At 33.9% G+C, this 15,291-nt stretch carries 11 protein-coding genes; 2 read left to right on the forward strand and 9 right to left on the reverse strand.

Annotation, left to right across the window (positions count from 1 at the left end; all coding sequences use genetic code 11):
• Positions 1 to 221 precede the first annotated feature (221 nt).
• The 3 genes from H600_RS0116920 to H600_RS0116930 all read right to left on the reverse strand — a co-directional run bounded on the left by H600_RS0116920 (position 222) and on the right by H600_RS0116930 (position 1,982).
• Complete coding sequence (locus H600_RS0116920; RefSeq protein ID WP_026729898.1) at positions 222 to 596, reverse strand: SpoIIAA family protein; 375 nt, start codon at positions 594 to 596, stop codon at positions 222 to 224.
• 221 nt (positions 597 to 817) lie between these two features.
• Positions 818 to 1,306 (reverse strand): hypothetical protein, encoded by a 489-nt coding sequence (locus H600_RS0116925; protein WP_026729899.1) that lies wholly within the window; start codon positions 1,304 to 1,306, stop codon positions 818 to 820.
• A gap of 25 nt (positions 1,307 to 1,331) precedes the next feature.
• On the reverse strand, positions 1,332 to 1,982 hold the full coding sequence (locus H600_RS0116930; RefSeq protein ID WP_026729900.1) for a porin family protein: 651 nt from the start codon (positions 1,980 to 1,982) through the stop codon (positions 1,332 to 1,334).
• Between the two features lie 324 nt (positions 1,983 to 2,306).
• On the opposite strand from H600_RS0116930, the gene H600_RS0116940 reads away from it, so the two are divergent.
• On the forward strand, positions 2,307 to 3,620 hold the full coding sequence (locus H600_RS0116940) for a ComEC/Rec2 family competence protein (RefSeq protein ID WP_026729901.1): 1,314 nt from the start codon (positions 2,307 to 2,309) through the stop codon (positions 3,618 to 3,620).
• 306 nt (positions 3,621 to 3,926) lie between these two features.
• On the opposite strand, the gene H600_RS0116945 is transcribed toward H600_RS0116940, so the two are convergent.
• From H600_RS0116945 to H600_RS0116960, 4 genes are all read right to left on the reverse strand, one after another.
• Entirely contained in the window at positions 3,927 to 5,696 is a 1,770-nt protein-coding gene (locus H600_RS0116945) for a RagB/SusD family nutrient uptake outer membrane protein (protein ID WP_026729902.1), read from the reverse strand.
• A 6-nt stretch (positions 5,697 to 5,702) separates the two neighbouring features.
• Complete coding sequence (locus H600_RS0116950; RefSeq protein WP_026729903.1) at positions 5,703 to 8,987, reverse strand: SusC/RagA family TonB-linked outer membrane protein; 3,285 nt, start codon at positions 8,985 to 8,987, stop codon at positions 5,703 to 5,705.
• Positions 8,988 to 9,060: 73 nt separating this feature from the next.
• Positions 9,061 to 9,984: a FecR family protein gene (locus tag H600_RS0116955; protein WP_026729904.1), complete on the reverse strand. Its 924-nt coding sequence runs from the start codon at positions 9,982 to 9,984 to the stop codon at positions 9,061 to 9,063.
• Between the two features lie 263 nt (positions 9,985 to 10,247).
• Positions 10,248 to 10,772 carry an RNA polymerase sigma-70 factor gene (locus H600_RS0116960; protein WP_035108728.1) on the reverse strand — a complete coding sequence of 175 codons (525 nt, stop codon included), beginning with the start codon at positions 10,770 to 10,772 and terminating at the stop codon, positions 10,248 to 10,250.
• 267 nt (positions 10,773 to 11,039) lie between these two features.
• On the opposite strand from H600_RS0116960, the gene H600_RS0116970 reads away from it, so the two are divergent.
• Positions 11,040 to 12,095: a phosphatidylinositol-specific phospholipase C1-like protein gene (locus tag H600_RS0116970; RefSeq protein WP_026729906.1), complete on the forward strand. Its 1,056-nt coding sequence runs from the start codon at positions 11,040 to 11,042 to the stop codon at positions 12,093 to 12,095.
• A 228-nt stretch (positions 12,096 to 12,323) separates the two neighbouring features.
• On the opposite strand, the gene H600_RS0116975 is transcribed toward H600_RS0116970, so the two are convergent.
• Positions 12,324 to 14,252, reverse strand: coding sequence for a metallophosphoesterase family protein (locus H600_RS0116975; RefSeq protein ID WP_026729907.1), 1,929 nt, complete (start codon positions 14,250 to 14,252; stop codon positions 12,324 to 12,326).
• Positions 14,253 to 14,561: 309 nt separating this feature from the next.
• Positions 14,562 to 15,197, reverse strand: a complete 636-nt coding sequence (locus H600_RS0116980; protein WP_026729908.1) for an HAD family hydrolase — start codon at positions 15,195 to 15,197, stop codon at positions 14,562 to 14,564.
• Between the last annotated feature and the right edge of the window lie 94 nt (positions 15,198 to 15,291).

Genomic DNA, 15,291 nt, shown 5'->3' on the forward strand with positions numbered 1-15,291 from the left:
AGATTTTAGATTTTAGATTTTAGATTTTAGATTTTAGATTTTAGATTTTAGATTTTATCATAAAAAAACAGCTAAATTTTAATAAAATTTAAGCTGTTTTTTTATTCAATCTTTGCCGAATAACTCATAACTTATAACCCATAACTCATAACTCATAACTCATAACTCATAACTTATAACTTATAACTCATAACTTATAACTCATAACTTATAACTCACAATTAAGAAAGATTAATATTTCCTTCTACCCAGTTCAGGGCTTTGTTGAAATTTTCTTTTTTAAATCCATGGAATTCGCCAGGCACAACAAAACTAAATCCGTTTGTGAAAGATATAATATCTTCGGAGTCTGAGATTATCGCTGCTCTATTCCACTTTCCTAAATGTTTTATTCCAAGCAATGCGTCCTGAAGCCAAGCTCCCGCAGTAAAATTTTCGATATCTGTATCTAGAACTAACAAGAAATTAATTTCGTTGGTTTGTTTTACCAAATGTTCCACCGCAGGAACAACCACGCGCAAAAAATCTTCTTTTGTAACTTCCGCCAATGCTCTAAATGCAACTATATTATCAGTAGTGTCAATTTGATGTATCATGATAGTATTAATTTTGAATGTTAATTAATGTTGCGTTTTCTATATAAAATGCATGTATAAAACTCCAATCAAAAATACTTCTTGAACCTCGTTTAAGTATTATAACATCTCTTTGGAATTTTATAAAATAACGATGTTATAGTGTGGCTATGCATTTTTCCAAAAATAGCCATTGCTTAAAAACAATAAAGCGATAATAAATTATTATCGCTTTTCTTTATTTATGCTTTTGTCAATTTTGTTTTATCTATTTCATCAATAAAAGGAATCTGATCTTGAATCGCCGCTCTTATTGTCACTTGAAGATATTGCTCAATTTGAACAAATTTTGCTGCATTAAGTCCGCCAACTGCTTTTTTAAGCTTTCCATAAGTTTTAGCTAGCAATTTGTCATAATCACCAACATTTTTTAAACTTGCTTCTGTAAGCTGCGCAGCTTTAGCATCATCAAGAGTAGCATAATTATTTCCATAATCGTTTATGATTTGAACTTTTTGTTGCCCTAAAGCTTTTCTTGAAACTTCATATTCATCATAAATCTTTTGAAATGCCGAAGCTTGTGGTTCAGACAAATTCATGTATTGTCTCACTAAATCTGCTTTAGACTTTCCATAAATAGATTGTATCACTTCAACATCTTCTTTTAAAGTAGATTGTGCAAATGATTGTACCGAAATCAATATAATTGCGAATAAAAATACTCTTTTCATGAGTTAAATTTAAAATTGAGATTTGTTACTTTTTGAAATCGTAGCTTATCACAGCTCCTAGACCAAATTGAAATGTTGATGCATAATCAGTAACAGCAATAGGTCCCCAGTAGTAATCCCAATAGTAATCATATCCAACAGCAGCCGACATCGATTGCAAGTAAGCATTAAAATTAATTGAGAATGCTGAATCAGTTTTTACCTTTACACCTGCTTTAATTTCCCATGCAAAATAAGTTCCGCTTCCACTTTTTGGCGATTCAAGAATGGCAACCCCTAAACCTCCACCAAAATAAGGAAGCGCTTTTTGAGAACTTGACCCAAAATAATAAGTATAATCTGCTAAGATGTAGTTAATAGCACCTTTATCATCTCCAGCATTAACTTGACCTCCAGCAGGAATACCTGCACCAGGTAATGCAACTCTTGTGTATAAAGGCATACGAGTATCTAGTCTGTTATATTTTAATTCTACAGATGCATTATCCATTACAAAATATTCAAAACCTACTCCATACTCAAAACCGTCTTCAACTTTTGCATATGAAGAATCGAATTCTACTTTGTCTGAAAAGGTATAACCTCCATATAAATTAAGCAAAAACGAACCACTACTTTGTGCCGACAGTGTCAGCGAAAATAAAAAAACAACGAATAATAAATGATACTTTTTCATAATTTGATTTTTTTAATTGGTTTGTTAATCTGGTTTTCTTTTTTAAGATCTCTAAGTCCACATATATTCTCAGAACCTATTCTATTTATTTTGTTCAAAATTATCCAAATTGGCAACGGCGACCCCTAAATTGAAGGGTGATATTGGTTGCAAATTATAATTTGAAACCAAAAAACTCCTTAAAAAGCAATAAAACGTTAATTTAAAAACACTTTTTACAAGTACATATATTTCTGATTTACATATATTTACATACAAAATAACGCAGAAAAATCTGTAATTATTATATCAGCAACCAAAGTCTAATCATTTTATTCAAAAAGTATGGCAGACATTTACAAAGTAGTTATCAGTCTTTATGCCGATGTTTATAAAAGCATTGGTCACGATGGAAAACCTAAAGGAAAAAACAATACAATCCTGATGGGTTCATTTGTAAAAATTTTACCAGAAGAAAACAATAACTGGCAAAAGATTTTAGCTTTTGGAAAAGAAAGTTGGATCGACAAAACCTGTATTGGACTTTCTGCTGCATTAAAATGTTTTTATGTTGATGTCGGTCAAGGCGATGGCGCGCTTCTTGAAGTTGGTAATGATGAAAACGGACTCAAAATAATTATCGATGGAGGGCCAAATGATAACTTAAGTCGATACTTGAGTAAATGGCAATACAAATATTATTTTGACAAAAACAAAAAAGTACATTTAGATTATATTTTTGTTAGTCATTTTGATAAAGATCATTATCAAGGTTTGATTGACATCATCAACGACGATCATTATACCATTGGCACAATTTATCATAACGGAATTGCTAAATTCAACAATGAAAAAGTGAATTTTCCTGATGAATACAACACAAAACTGGGGAAGAAATTCAAATATGAAAGCGAATATTATCTTGAAACCTCTTTCAACACATTGGCCGAATTTAATGCTTTACAAGTCAAAGGCGGCATGCTGGATTTACAGGAAAAATTTCTGAATGCAGTTAATACTGCCACAAGTCAAGGCCGAATTTCTAATTTTATCCGTCTGGATCATACCAGTACAATTCCATCCAAAATAATCAATAATAGAGAATTTTCGATTGAGGTTTTAGGCCCTGTTACTTCAAAAATTGACAACAAACTGGTTTATAAATACTTTGATGACGAAGCACATACAATTAACGGCCATAGCATTGTTTTGAAAATCAAATATGGAAACCGCTCTTTTTTATATGGTGGCGATTTGAATATTCCTGCAGAAGATCATTTGTTAGCACATTACAATACTTCTAATCCATTTGAGGTTGATGTGGCAAAATCTTGTCATCACGGAGCATCGGAATTTACAACCGATTTTATGGAAAAGGTAAATCCGTACGCCACTGTAATTTCATCAGGAGATAACGAAACCTATTCTCATCCGCGTGCTGACGCCATTGGCTGTGCTGGAAAATATACAAAATCAAAAAGACCATTAGTATTTTCAACTGAATTGGCTCGATCATATTCAGAAGGAAGTACCAGAGTCAAATACGGAATGATCAATATGCGTTGCGATGGCGACAATATTATTATGGCACAAATGAAAGAAGCCGTAAGCAGTGGAAGCGTTTGGGATTTATATGAACAAAGTTTTTTTAATGTTTGATTTGTTTCAGGTTTCAAGTTTCAAGTTTCAAGTTTCAAGTTTCAAGTTGAAATGCGGCTTGGATTGAGCTGAATTTAACCGCAAAGGTCGCAAGGTTTTTTATCTCAGTTTGTCTACAATAAGCGCAAAGTTCGCAAAGCTTTGCGTTTGTAAACACAATCTGTGTAAAAAACCTTGCGCCCTTTGCGGTTAAACTACAACGAATAGCAAACCTGAAACCTGAAACTTAAAACAAAAAAAATAGAAGCCTGTCTTTTTCAAGACAGGCTTTTCTAAAAAAATAAATAAAAATAAACTAACACAAACTTAATTATATCCTTGATTCTGTGTGAACTGTTTTGTAACATCAATTGTAGATTGCGGAATTGGGAATACTCTTCTGAATGGCTGTGAAGCTGGTTTTGCAGTTCCAGGCAAATCAAATTTCCCAAAACGAATCATTTGTGGTCTTCTATATAATTCCCAATACAATTCAAAACCAATTTCATTATACAATTGCGTTGCATCAAGTGAGGTAAGTGCTTTTCCGGGAACACTTCCAAACAAAGCTTCTCTCTTTCTGCTTGTACGCAATTTGTTTAAATCATCCATTGCAAGGCCTACACTTCCTTTTCTGAAGTAAGCCTCAGCTCTCATCGTATAAATTCCACCTAAACGGAATAATGGAATATCAACATTACTGTTACCGTTTCCTCCTTCTGGATCAAATTCATATTTAAATACACGAGCACCTTGATTGATTTCGTTTTGAGCAAAAACAGCTTGAGCTGGATTTTTAAATGTTAAAGAAGGCGTGAAATCCATTCTTGTCGTAGTACTTTTTTCCATATATAATGGAGAAACTTTTATACGTCCGTTAATCATTTCTAAAGAACCTGAAGATAATAATATTGGTCCGTATTGTGGTCCGTACTCAATTCCTCTATTGAAGTGAAACCAAGGCAAATTAGCACTTTTAGGAACAATATCCGTTGCTGGAACACTTACGTCTGTTCCGTCATTTTTAAACCAAGTCCCGTCAGAATATTGGTATTTTTGCTGAAATCTTGGATCATCATGGTTTCCGTTCCATGTTGCGAAAAATTCTGGAGTTGTACACGCAGCGTTTGTTCCTCTGTTTGCTGAAGATGTTCTTTGGTTACGCTCCATACATACGTAAGCAAAACTGTTTGAACCATTTCTGATGTAATCAATCTTTTGAGAAATCGCAAAAATCAGTTCTTTTCCTTTATCATTATCTCTTGCAAAGTTTTTGAAATAATCGCTTTCTAAAGAATATTTCCCAGAATTGATCAATAAAGATGTATAATAAATTACACGATCCATATCAGTTCCGCCACCCGAAACCGCTGCTTCACTAAAATTAAAGTTTGAAGTCGCATTAAAACGATCTTTGAATACAGCACGGTTCAAATACATTGTTGCTAAAAATCCGTAAGCCGCTTCTTTAGTAAAACGCCCGTGGTGTGTTTGCTGTTCGCCCATACTTGCCAAATCAGGAATCAAAGCTTCAACATCTGTAATCAATTTATCAATTTGAGTATCGGCTTTTAAAATTTGCAAAGGCGCGTTTGGATTCATTGGATCTCTAAAAGGCGCTTGTCCGTACAAATCCAAAGTCGTGTACAAATAATACGCTAAAAGTCCTTTAGCTTCAGCCAAAAATAATTTTTTCTCCGGAATTGAACTTTCTTCAACCGATTGAATTGCAGTCAACGAACGTGTAATTCCGTTTGTCAATTTATTCCAGTTGTCACCAACAATTGCATTATCAGGTTTCCATGTAAACTCATGCATGTCTCTCCATTTTCCACCATCACCCCAGTCACTTCCACGCGTTGGCAAAATTGCTTCATCTGTTGTGTATTCCTGCAAAGAGAAAACACCACCATGATCTACAAAAGTTCCGTCTCCTAATCTGTCATATGCGGCCGCAAGTGCTCCTGCAGGATTTGAAGCATTGTCTCCTAAAACTTCGTCCAAAACCACTTCATCAAGATCTGTACAGCTGGCAAACAACCAGATAAACGAGAATAATGCGATTATTTTTATACTAAAAAATGTATTTGTCTTCATAATAAATTATAGTTTTAAAGTTGCTCCAAAACTGAATGTTCTAGAAGTTGGATAAGCAGCATAATCAATACCAATTGACTGATTTCCTCCATTTGATTTTGGACTGTTGATTAATGGGTCAAAACCTGTGTAATTTGTAATTGTCACCAAGTTTTGTCCTGTAACATAAAGTGTCAAACCATTAATCCAATTGATTCCTTTTAAGTCAAAATTGTAACCAATTCGCGCCGTATTCAATCGAATGAAATCAGATTTTTCTAAGAAAAGTGTCGACAAAATTGGTGAGTTTGTTGGATTTGCACCTGATTCATAATAACCTGTTGCCACGTTTCTATCAGAAGCCAAGTTGTTAATATTTAAAGCATTCAACCCTGTGTTGTTCAATAAATAACCACCTGTTTGACCAATGATTGAAAAAGAGAACGTAAAGTTTTTATATCTCATATCACTGTTGAAACCGTAATAGAATGTTGGCAATGCACCTTCAATAATGATTCTGTCGCTGTTGTCGATTTTTCCGTCTCCATTTTGATCTTTAAAAATATTTGCTCCGTTGGCATCAAAGCCAATGTGTTGCAATAAATAGAAAGAACCCGCAGCATAACCACTTTTATAAATATTAGCATTAACTCCAGATTGTCCAGGACCTGAAATTGTTCCTGTCAAAATTTCTGAAACCGGTAAATCTTCAATTTTGTTGTTCAAAGTCGCACCGTTCATGTCGATGTTCCAAGAAAAATCTTTTTTATCAATAATTTTTGAACCTAACATAAATTCAAAACCTTTATTGATGATTTTTCCGTCGATGTTTGTCCAAATTGTTGTTGTTGGGCTTAAAGCTTGAGACGGAACATTCAAGATCGCATCGGTAGTTGTTTTATTGAAATAATCAAAAGTTCCGTACAATTTGTCATTCCATAAATTAAAATCCAAACCTAAGTTATATTGCGTAACCACTTCCCATTTCAAATCAGGATTTGGCGTTCTGTTTACTGAAACTCCATTTACCAAATTCAAATCGCTGTATAAATAATATCCATCAGCTCCTGAAAGTGAATAACTTGCTTGTGTAATTTTGTTTTCAACTTCCTGATTTCCTGTTTCTCCCCAGCTTGCTCTTAATTTCAAATTGTTAACCGCTGTAACATCTTCTAAGAATTTTTCTTTAGAAATATTCCACCCCAAAGCAAATGATGGAAAATAACCGTATTTATTGTTTTCTCCAAAACGAGTCGAACCATCAGCTCTCATCGAAGCAGTCAAAAGATATTTATTGTTGAAAGTATAGTTTAATCTTCCAAAATAAGATTGAAGTTCATTTTCCTGCGCATATCCTGAAACTCCAGATTGTGTTCCTGTAAAACCAGGATTTACTGATGGAGGAACTCCAACACCTTGATTTGAGATTCCGTCAACACTGAAAGCTGTTCCTGATCTTTCAAATTTTTGGTATGAAAATCCACCTAAAGCCTCAATTTTATGTTTATCCAAGTTTAAATTATAAGTCAAATAATGCTCGATCAAAGAGTTTCTTGAATCTAAGTTATTTTGAACATATTTCCCTTTCGGATTCAAATCGGTCAAGTTTGGAAAAATGGTCGTATTTCTTTCTGATGCCGAACGGTCAAAACCAATGTTTAATTTGTATTCTAATCCGTCAACAATTCTTAATGAAGCTTCTAAATTTCCTAAAACTCTCAACGTACGCGTTACGTCATCATAAACGCTTAACAAGTAAGCTGGATTATAATGCGCATTCATGTTGAAGTTGGTGTAATTGCCTTTTGAATCAAAAACCGATCTTGTTGGGTTTGCCATCAAAGTATGAACAATCAATTGTCCGTTAGAACCTCCGTCATCACTTGTTGGAACGCCATTATCTTTAGTCTCACTCGCTGTAAGATTCATTTTTACTTTCAAACGTTTGTTATCCAAAAATGATTCTGCCGCATTGATTCTTCCCGACATACGTTTGAAATTACTTTTGTTGATAATTCCCTCCTGATTCATTTGTGCAATCGAAGCATAGTAATTTCCACTCTCCGTTTGTTTTGAAAAAGCCAACGAATTATTTGTTGTAATAGCAGTTCTAAAAATTACATCTTGCCAATCTGTATTTCCTCCGTGATCAAAAGCTGGATCTTTGATGGCTTTTCTATATTGGTCAGCATCTAAAACGTCTAATTTATGTGCTACATTTGAAATTCCAGTATAAGAGTCAAATGTCAATGTCCCCTCGCCTTTTGATCCTTTTTTAGTCGTAACCAAAACAACTCCGTTTGATCCTCTTGCCCCATAAATTGCGGCTGCCGAAGCATCTTTCAAAACGGTAATCGACTCGATATCACTTGTATTCAAAAAGTTCAATGGATTCTTAGCCGATGAATTTCCGAAACCAACATTGCTTCCAGACGGACTCACATCATCATTTGACAATGGCACACCATCCACAACAAACAAAGGCGTACTGCCGCTTCTGATCGATCCAACACCTCTAATCGTAACATTTACTCCTGCACCTGGCTCACCACTTGTATTCACTACACGAACTCCGGCAACTTTTCCCTGCATTAAATTATCTACAGAAATATTTACACCCTGTTTGAAATTTGCTGCTTCAAGTTGTGTAACTGCGCCCGTTACATCTTTCTTGGATTGTTTTCCGTAACCAACAACTAAAACTTCACTTAATTCAGAAGTATTTGGTTCTAACTGAATGGTCATGAAACTTTTTTGTACGGCAACCACTTTAGTTTTGTAACCTAAATATGAAACTTCGATTGTTTTTCCGTCGCCCACCGTAATTTCAAATTCACCGTCAAAATTAGAAACCGCGCTGTTTGATGAACTTGTTTCCATAATTGTTGCACCTGGAATTGGCACGTTGTTTTCATCAACTACCTTCCCTTTTACCTTAACTCTGTCTGCCGTTTTTGTACTAGAAATTTTTGGCGCAGCAGTTTTCTGAATCAAAACTAATTTTCCGTTGATATTATAATTGAAATTTGCTTTTTTTGAAAGATCATTCAAAATTGTCGAAACGGTTTCTCCCGCAAAATTTACTGTATAGGCTGTATTATCAGCAATTACAGCTTGCCCGTAGCTGAATTTGTAATCGGTTTGTTGGCTTAATTTTGAAAATATAGAAACAAGAGTTGCTTTTTCTATTTTATTTTCTAAATTTGATTTTTTTACTAAAACTGTTTTACTGTAACCTGTCTGCAAGGCCAGTAAAGCCAGAACTAAAAAGAAAAGACTCTTTAGATTTAAATAAGAAGTTTTAAAATACATGATTTAAGTTATTGGTTTTTTACGATACTTAATTTATTCAAAGGCAGTTGTTCTCAGCAACTGCTTTTTTGTTTTAATCCACTTTTACTATTTCGCCATAAACTCTGAATTTAAGGTTGGTGATATACTTTATTTGCTCTAAAACATTCTCTAATGTTGCGTCTTTCTTGATAAATACCGTTAACGGCGTTGCTAATACGCGTTCATTATCATATTCAAATGAAACTCCGTATTTATATTGTAAAATCGTAATAACTTGTTTAAGTGTGGTTTGATTTAGCGTAACATCAGTGTTGTACCAATTCACTAAAAAAGATTTGTCGGCCTGTTGTCTGCTCAGTTTATTTGATTCGAACAAAGCTTCTTCATTCGGAACCAAATCAACGCTTTGTTCTTTTGAACTCACGTTTACTTTTCCAGTTACGACAATCACTTCACATTTTGATTTCGAAAGCTGAACGTGAAATGATGTCCCAACTACTCTAGTTTTGATTTCCCTTGAAGTAATAATAAAAGGATGCTTTTTGTCTTTGGCGATTTCAAAAAATGCATTTCCTTTTAAAAGAGAAACTTTTCTTTCCTCTCCCTCAAATTTTTCAGGATATTGGAATAATGAGTTTGCTGCCAGATAAATTTTCGAGCCGTCACTTAATTGGATAGATTTGGGAATCGATGACGTTTTAAATGTTAATTGCTTTTCTGAAGCAATTTCAGGTTTAAACCAAAAGCCTAAACCGACAAGAAAAAGAATACTGGCAGCAGCTATATATTTTAAGTAAGGATAAAAGCTTTTCTTTTTTCCTATTCGAAGCTGAATTCCTTCGTATATATTTTGAGAAACTTCATCAGAATTTCCCATTGAAACTTCATCCCATTTTGATTTTTGATATTGATTGAAGGCAAAATCATTCAGCAGATTTTCTTCTGCAATTGAAGTTTTATTTCGTGAACTTTTATCGATAAGATATTCTAAACTATGCTTGATTCTTTTTATCATACTACTTTGTGTAATTTTTTCAACACATAGAAACATAGTTTTACTTACTTATTAAAGGCGTTTCACTTTGCATTAATAATCATAACATTTTGCTATGTGTAAAAACTAGTTTTTCTAAATCTCCTTTTTCAAAAAAAAATACTATGTTTCTATGTGTTAAAAAAAACCGATTCAATTAAAAAGGTTTGTTATTACAAGTAAGTACCAGAATCCTGAAATCGTACTATCCGGAAATATTATGAAAACGTCAACTGAAGGTTATCTTAAAAGTTTTTATGAAAAATAATAAACGGCGCCAGCCAAGCCAAGTCTTTCAAGCCTTCGCGTAATTGTTTTATTGCCGATGAAATTTGGTTTTTCACGGTTTGTTTCGAAATTCCGAGTTCGTCTGCAATCTGGTCGATTGACATATCTTGAAACTTGTACATCAATAAAACTTCTTTTCTTTTCTCTGGAAGTTTATCTAATGCTGCATAAAGCAGATCCATCAATTCAGGATCAATCGACGCAAAATTGTCTATGATGTAATCCTCAAACTGATCTTCTAAAATTGTCTTGTCAAAACGATTATTTTGATAATGTTTGAAAACCTGATTTTTTACGGCACGAAATAAATAAGGTTCGATCGCATTAATATTAAGGTCGTCTTTTCTTTCCCATAAATCAATAAAAACATCCTGTACAATATTCTGTGCCAAATCTTTGTCCTGAGTCATCGTATAAGAGAAAGCATTAAGCTTTTTCCAGTATTGCGTATACGTTTTTTCAAAAATTTCAGGATTCTTCATGGTGCCTTTTGGTAGTATTTGGAGATGTAAAATAAGGAAATACGGCACCAATATTTTTTTCCTCAAAGTTATCTTTAAATTAAATTACGAATGCATTTGCTTTATTAATACTACTATTTTCGGGCAAAAATGATATTTGGTTTGAAATTTCTTTTCGTTTAGCTAACACAAAAAATAAATTGCAATCCTACTTTAGTAATCTCTAAAAAAAGCAAATTCTCTTTTTGCTGCGTCCTCTTAATTCCAAATCTTAATTTCATCAAAATCATGAAACAAATTCTGTTTGCAATACTATTTGCAGGAACTTTTCAATTTAGTCAGGCGCAAAATGACAATTTAAAAATCAACCAAATTCAAGTTATTGGCTCGCACAACAGTTATCGCCACGCCATCGAAACTGATTTATACAATACCATTCAGGCAAAAGATACTTCGCGTTCTTTAAAAGGCTTACAATACACGCACATCAGTATCACAGAACAATTAAATAGAGGTTTGCGCAACTTAGAAATTGATGTTCAAGCTGATTCGAAAGGTGGAAAATTTGCGCATCCAAAAGGTCTTGATATTGCAAAATCACAAGAGGCTTACGATCCGAATGGAGAAATGAAAAAACCGGGTTTTAAAGTTTTTCATATGATCGATATCGATTTTAGAACTTCTTGCTACACGCTTCAAAGTTGTCTTGCAGAACTAAAAAAATGGTCGAATGCAAATCCTGATCATGTTCCGGTTTTTATCACTTTAGAACCAAAAGACGACGATAGTTACTTGGGCACAAAAGCCGAAAAATTCACACCTGAACTTTTTGATGCTTTAGACAAAGAACTTCGCAAAGGTTTAGGAAATAAAATCATCACACCAGACATGGTTCGCGGCAAATACAAAACACTTGAAGAAGCCGTTTTGAACAATAATTGGCCAACTCTAAAAGAAGCGAAAGGAAAATTTATATTCTTATTAGATAATAACGGCGCAAAAAGAGATTTGTACGCATTGAATCATCCGTCCCTTATGGGACGCGCCGTTTTTATTAATGCCGAACTAGGAAAACCAGAAGCCGCTTGGATGTTTAGAAATAATTCTGAGGATCCATCAATTTCTGATTTGGTAAAAAAAGGCTATATCATAAGAACTAGAGCGGACTCTGATACAAAAGAAGCACGCGCCAATGATTATTCGCATTTCGAAGCCGCGAAAAAATCAGGATCGCAAGTCATCAGCACCGATTATTATTTGCCGAGTACTTTCTTCAATTCTCCTTATCAAATTAAATATAATGATGGAACTTATGTGAGAACGAATCCTGTTAATGTAGAGTAAATTTTAGTTTTCAGTCACGGTCACAGTTTTCAAGATTGTGACTGTGATTTTTTTAACGCAAAGTTCGCAAAGCTAAAGTATAAAGCTTTGCGGACTTTGTTGCTTAAATTTGCTCGCAAAGACGCAGAGTCGCAAAGCTTATAAAAACTTTGCGACTCTGCGTCTTTGCGAGATTAAAAAATCTGAATAATATTTTAAAAAGACTTTGCGTGCTTTGCAGTTAAAAAATCACTTCAAACTTTTAACTTCTCCACTTTTCAAATCAACGGTAAAATGATCTGCAGGAACTTCATGCATGAATTTATTGAAGATTGTAAAGAATAATTTCATCTGTTTTTTCAAAAGTTTTTCATCAGAATTCTCCAAAAACATTTTATATAAAACTTTATATTGTTTTGCTCTTTCCAAACCAACATCGGCAAGAGCCAATTCATCGGCGCTTCTAAAACGGTAAAAATCGATTAAAAGATCATTTCCTGTCCAATTAAAATCTTCTTTCTTAAGGTTGCTTTGAGCTAAAATTTGTTCTGATTTCAATTCTGCTTCTTTCCATTCTTTTTCAAATTGGGATTTATTTTTCAATATAAAATCAAAATCTTTATCCGATTTAATATTGGCTAAAACCAATAAATCTTTGGCAGAAACATTCAGAATAAAATCTTTAAAAGCAGAAGGCCAATCGTCTTTTAAAAACCGAAGACGCACTAATTCTTTCAAATAAAAATCGGTAAAATCGTGGTAATTTTTAGTTTTCAGAATATCACTATTCCAAATATCTTTTGCGTTTTGACTTTCCAAAAACTGATATTCCATTTTATACAAATCAAAAAGTTCATCAAACCTCGGAACATTACCAATTGTTATCGTTTGAATATCGACAAGATTATCTTTTTGAATCGTTAGTAATTTGTAAGCCGGAATGTACGCGGCAAGTGAAGGCGTTTGAATATTAACTAAAGTATTTCCGTTTTTGGTTGTTCGCGTTCCAGTATCATTGATATGCATATGACCGCCAAAATGAATTTTCAAACCAGCATCAGCAAAAACTTGCGCCACTTCTTCAACCGGAACTCGGTTTAACTGCCATTTATTTGGCCCCAGAAGCTCTTTAATTTCTGCGGAAGCATCATCATTAAAATCGATCATAGGGAAATGACTGAAAGCCACTAAAGTTTTTCCTCGAAGTTTGGCTTCCGCCGAAACATCCTGAACCCATTTTATCAAATGTTTTTTGTTGGAAAGTACATTATTATAACCTGTACTTGCTTCAGAATAGCTTTTAGAATCTTTTGGATCTTCTCCATTCTTCTTCGGAATATAAACATTTCCGTCAATCGCCATCAACCAAAGTCCGTCGATGGGTTCTACTACATAACTTACATCTGGAACTTCGTAGCCCGGGGCAACTTCATAAACTCTGTTTTTTAGAACCGAAGCTTCGAGCGCTTTTAAATAATTGTAGTCTTGGCTATTATATGACGAAAAAGGAGTCGCCCAAAACTTGTAGTTTTTATTCGGATAAAAACCGAAGTTTTTTAGATCATTTGTAATGCCTAAATAACCCATTTTAGCAATATCGGCTGTTATGACAACTGGCTGTTCGATATTCATGTTTGGCTTATACATGCCGTCTTTGCTAAAAATGGGTTGGCTTTTTCCTTCTTTTCCTAAAAAATCTTCTTTTCCCGATTCCTGAGCAAATGGTCCAACCGGATCGTGATTTCCGGTAGTTATAAAAAATTCAATTCCGTATTTCTTTTGGTACTGATCTAAAATTTTCTGCAATCCTCGCACGTGAATTGGCTGTCCGTCATCGGTGTAATCGCCTGGAAGTGCAACATATTTTATCTTTCTTTTTGCAATATCTTCCAGCGCCGCGATGAAGGCAAAATAATTTTCATTGAAAATTCTCGTCGAATGCAACTGCGAGGCCATCGTTCTTATTAACGTGTATTTTTTTGTTTTGGTATTCAAAACACCTTTAAAATCATTATCTGAGAAAGTTCCGTACAAATCTTGAAGATGAACATCAGACAAAAAAGCAACCTGAACACCTTCTAAATTTTTTGTTTTTTGAGCTGAAATGGTATAATTAAAGAAAATAAAAAACAGAACTGCGAGCCAGCTTTTATAGTGGGGAAAAGTTTTAAAATTCATAATGAAATTCAGATTTTGGAGCATTTAAAATAACTCCGCAATTTTAGGTATTAAAACCTAAAGTTTCTTTACCGTAGTGTTACGGAATAATAATTTTTATTGCCTGTTTGCTGATTTAACCGCTAAGTTCGCAAAGGTTTACGCAAGGTTCGCAAAGGTTTACGCAAGGTTCGCAAGTTTTTTTGCCACAGATTGAAAGGATTAAAAATGATTTTTAAAATCTGTGTAAATCTTTTTAATCTGTGGCATTATTTTTTAATCTTTGCATGCTTTGCGTAAACCTTTGAGAACTTTGAGGTTAAGGAAAATCTAAATCTGAAGCAAAGAACACAGCTCTTCATAATCATTAAAAAGCACTGCGCCTTCTTCTTCTAAATCAGAATTATTATAGCCGTTTGCAAAACCGTAGACTTTAAATCCACCGCTCATTCCGGCTTTTACACCCGCTTTGCTGTCTTCCAAAACAATACAATCTTTTACGTCAAAACCCATTTCTTTTGCGGCATGCAAAAATATTCCCGGATCGGGTTTCCAGCTATTGATTTGATAGGAACTGAAAATTTTACCTTCGAATTTATCCAACAATCCCGCTACTTCTAAATTCAAACGGATTTTCTCCAGCGGTCCACTTGATGCGACACAAAACGGAATTTTCAGTTTTTCAATAAAAGCAACAACGCCTTCCATTGGTCTTACTTCTGTTTTAAACGCTTCAAAGCTTTTTTGGCGATACTCGGCTTCAAAATTTTCAGGAAGTTTTTGGTCAATCGCTTCTTCAATATGTCGGAAACAATCTTTTAAATTTCGTCCATTAAAATTGCGATAAGCATCTTCAATTTTCATTTCAAAACCATGTTCAGATGCCATTTCAAGCAAGATTCCGTTCCCGATTTTTTCGGTATCTACCAAAACTCCGTCGCAATCAAAAATTATACACTTAACCATTTTATTGATTTTCATTTAATTAAAATTCATACTTGCACAAAAGGCAAGTATTGAAATTTACGAAAAATAATCCAAGCCAAAAAGTCATTGAAAT

It is taken from the genome of Flavobacterium denitrificans DSM 15936 (genome assembly GCF_000425445.1).
GTDB lineage: Bacteria > Bacteroidota > Bacteroidia > Flavobacteriales > Flavobacteriaceae > Flavobacterium > Flavobacterium denitrificans.

Excerpts from the sequence above, each read along its gene's own strand:
- H600_RS0116920 (WP_026729898.1), bottom strand. The coding sequence starts at position 596 with ATGATACATCAAATTGACACTACTGATAATATAGTTGCATTTAGAGCA.
- H600_RS0116925 (WP_026729899.1), bottom strand. The coding sequence starts at position 1,306 with ATGAAAAGAGTATTTTTATTCGCAATTATATTGATTTCGGTACAATCA.
- H600_RS0116930 (WP_026729900.1), bottom strand. The coding sequence starts at position 1,982 with ATGAAAAAGTATCATTTATTATTCGTTGTTTTTTTATTTTCGCTGACA.
- H600_RS0116940 (WP_026729901.1), top strand. The coding sequence starts at position 2,307 with ATGGCAGACATTTACAAAGTAGTTATCAGTCTTTATGCCGATGTTTAT.
- H600_RS0116945 (WP_026729902.1), bottom strand. The coding sequence starts at position 5,696 with ATGAAGACAAATACATTTTTTAGTATAAAAATAATCGCATTATTCTCG.
- H600_RS0116950 (WP_026729903.1), bottom strand. The coding sequence starts at position 8,987 with ATGTATTTTAAAACTTCTTATTTAAATCTAAAGAGTCTTTTCTTTTTA.
- H600_RS0116955 (WP_026729904.1), bottom strand. The coding sequence starts at position 9,984 with ATGATAAAAAGAATCAAGCATAGTTTAGAATATCTTATCGATAAAAGT.
- H600_RS0116960 (WP_035108728.1), bottom strand. The coding sequence starts at position 10,772 with ATGAAGAATCCTGAAATTTTTGAAAAAACGTATACGCAATACTGGAAA.
- H600_RS0116970 (WP_026729906.1), top strand. The coding sequence starts at position 11,040 with ATGAAACAAATTCTGTTTGCAATACTATTTGCAGGAACTTTTCAATTT.
- H600_RS0116975 (WP_026729907.1), bottom strand. The coding sequence starts at position 14,252 with ATGAATTTTAAAACTTTTCCCCACTATAAAAGCTGGCTCGCAGTTCTG.
- H600_RS0116980 (WP_026729908.1), bottom strand. The coding sequence starts at position 15,197 with ATGGTTAAGTGTATAATTTTTGATTGCGACGGAGTTTTGGTAGATACC.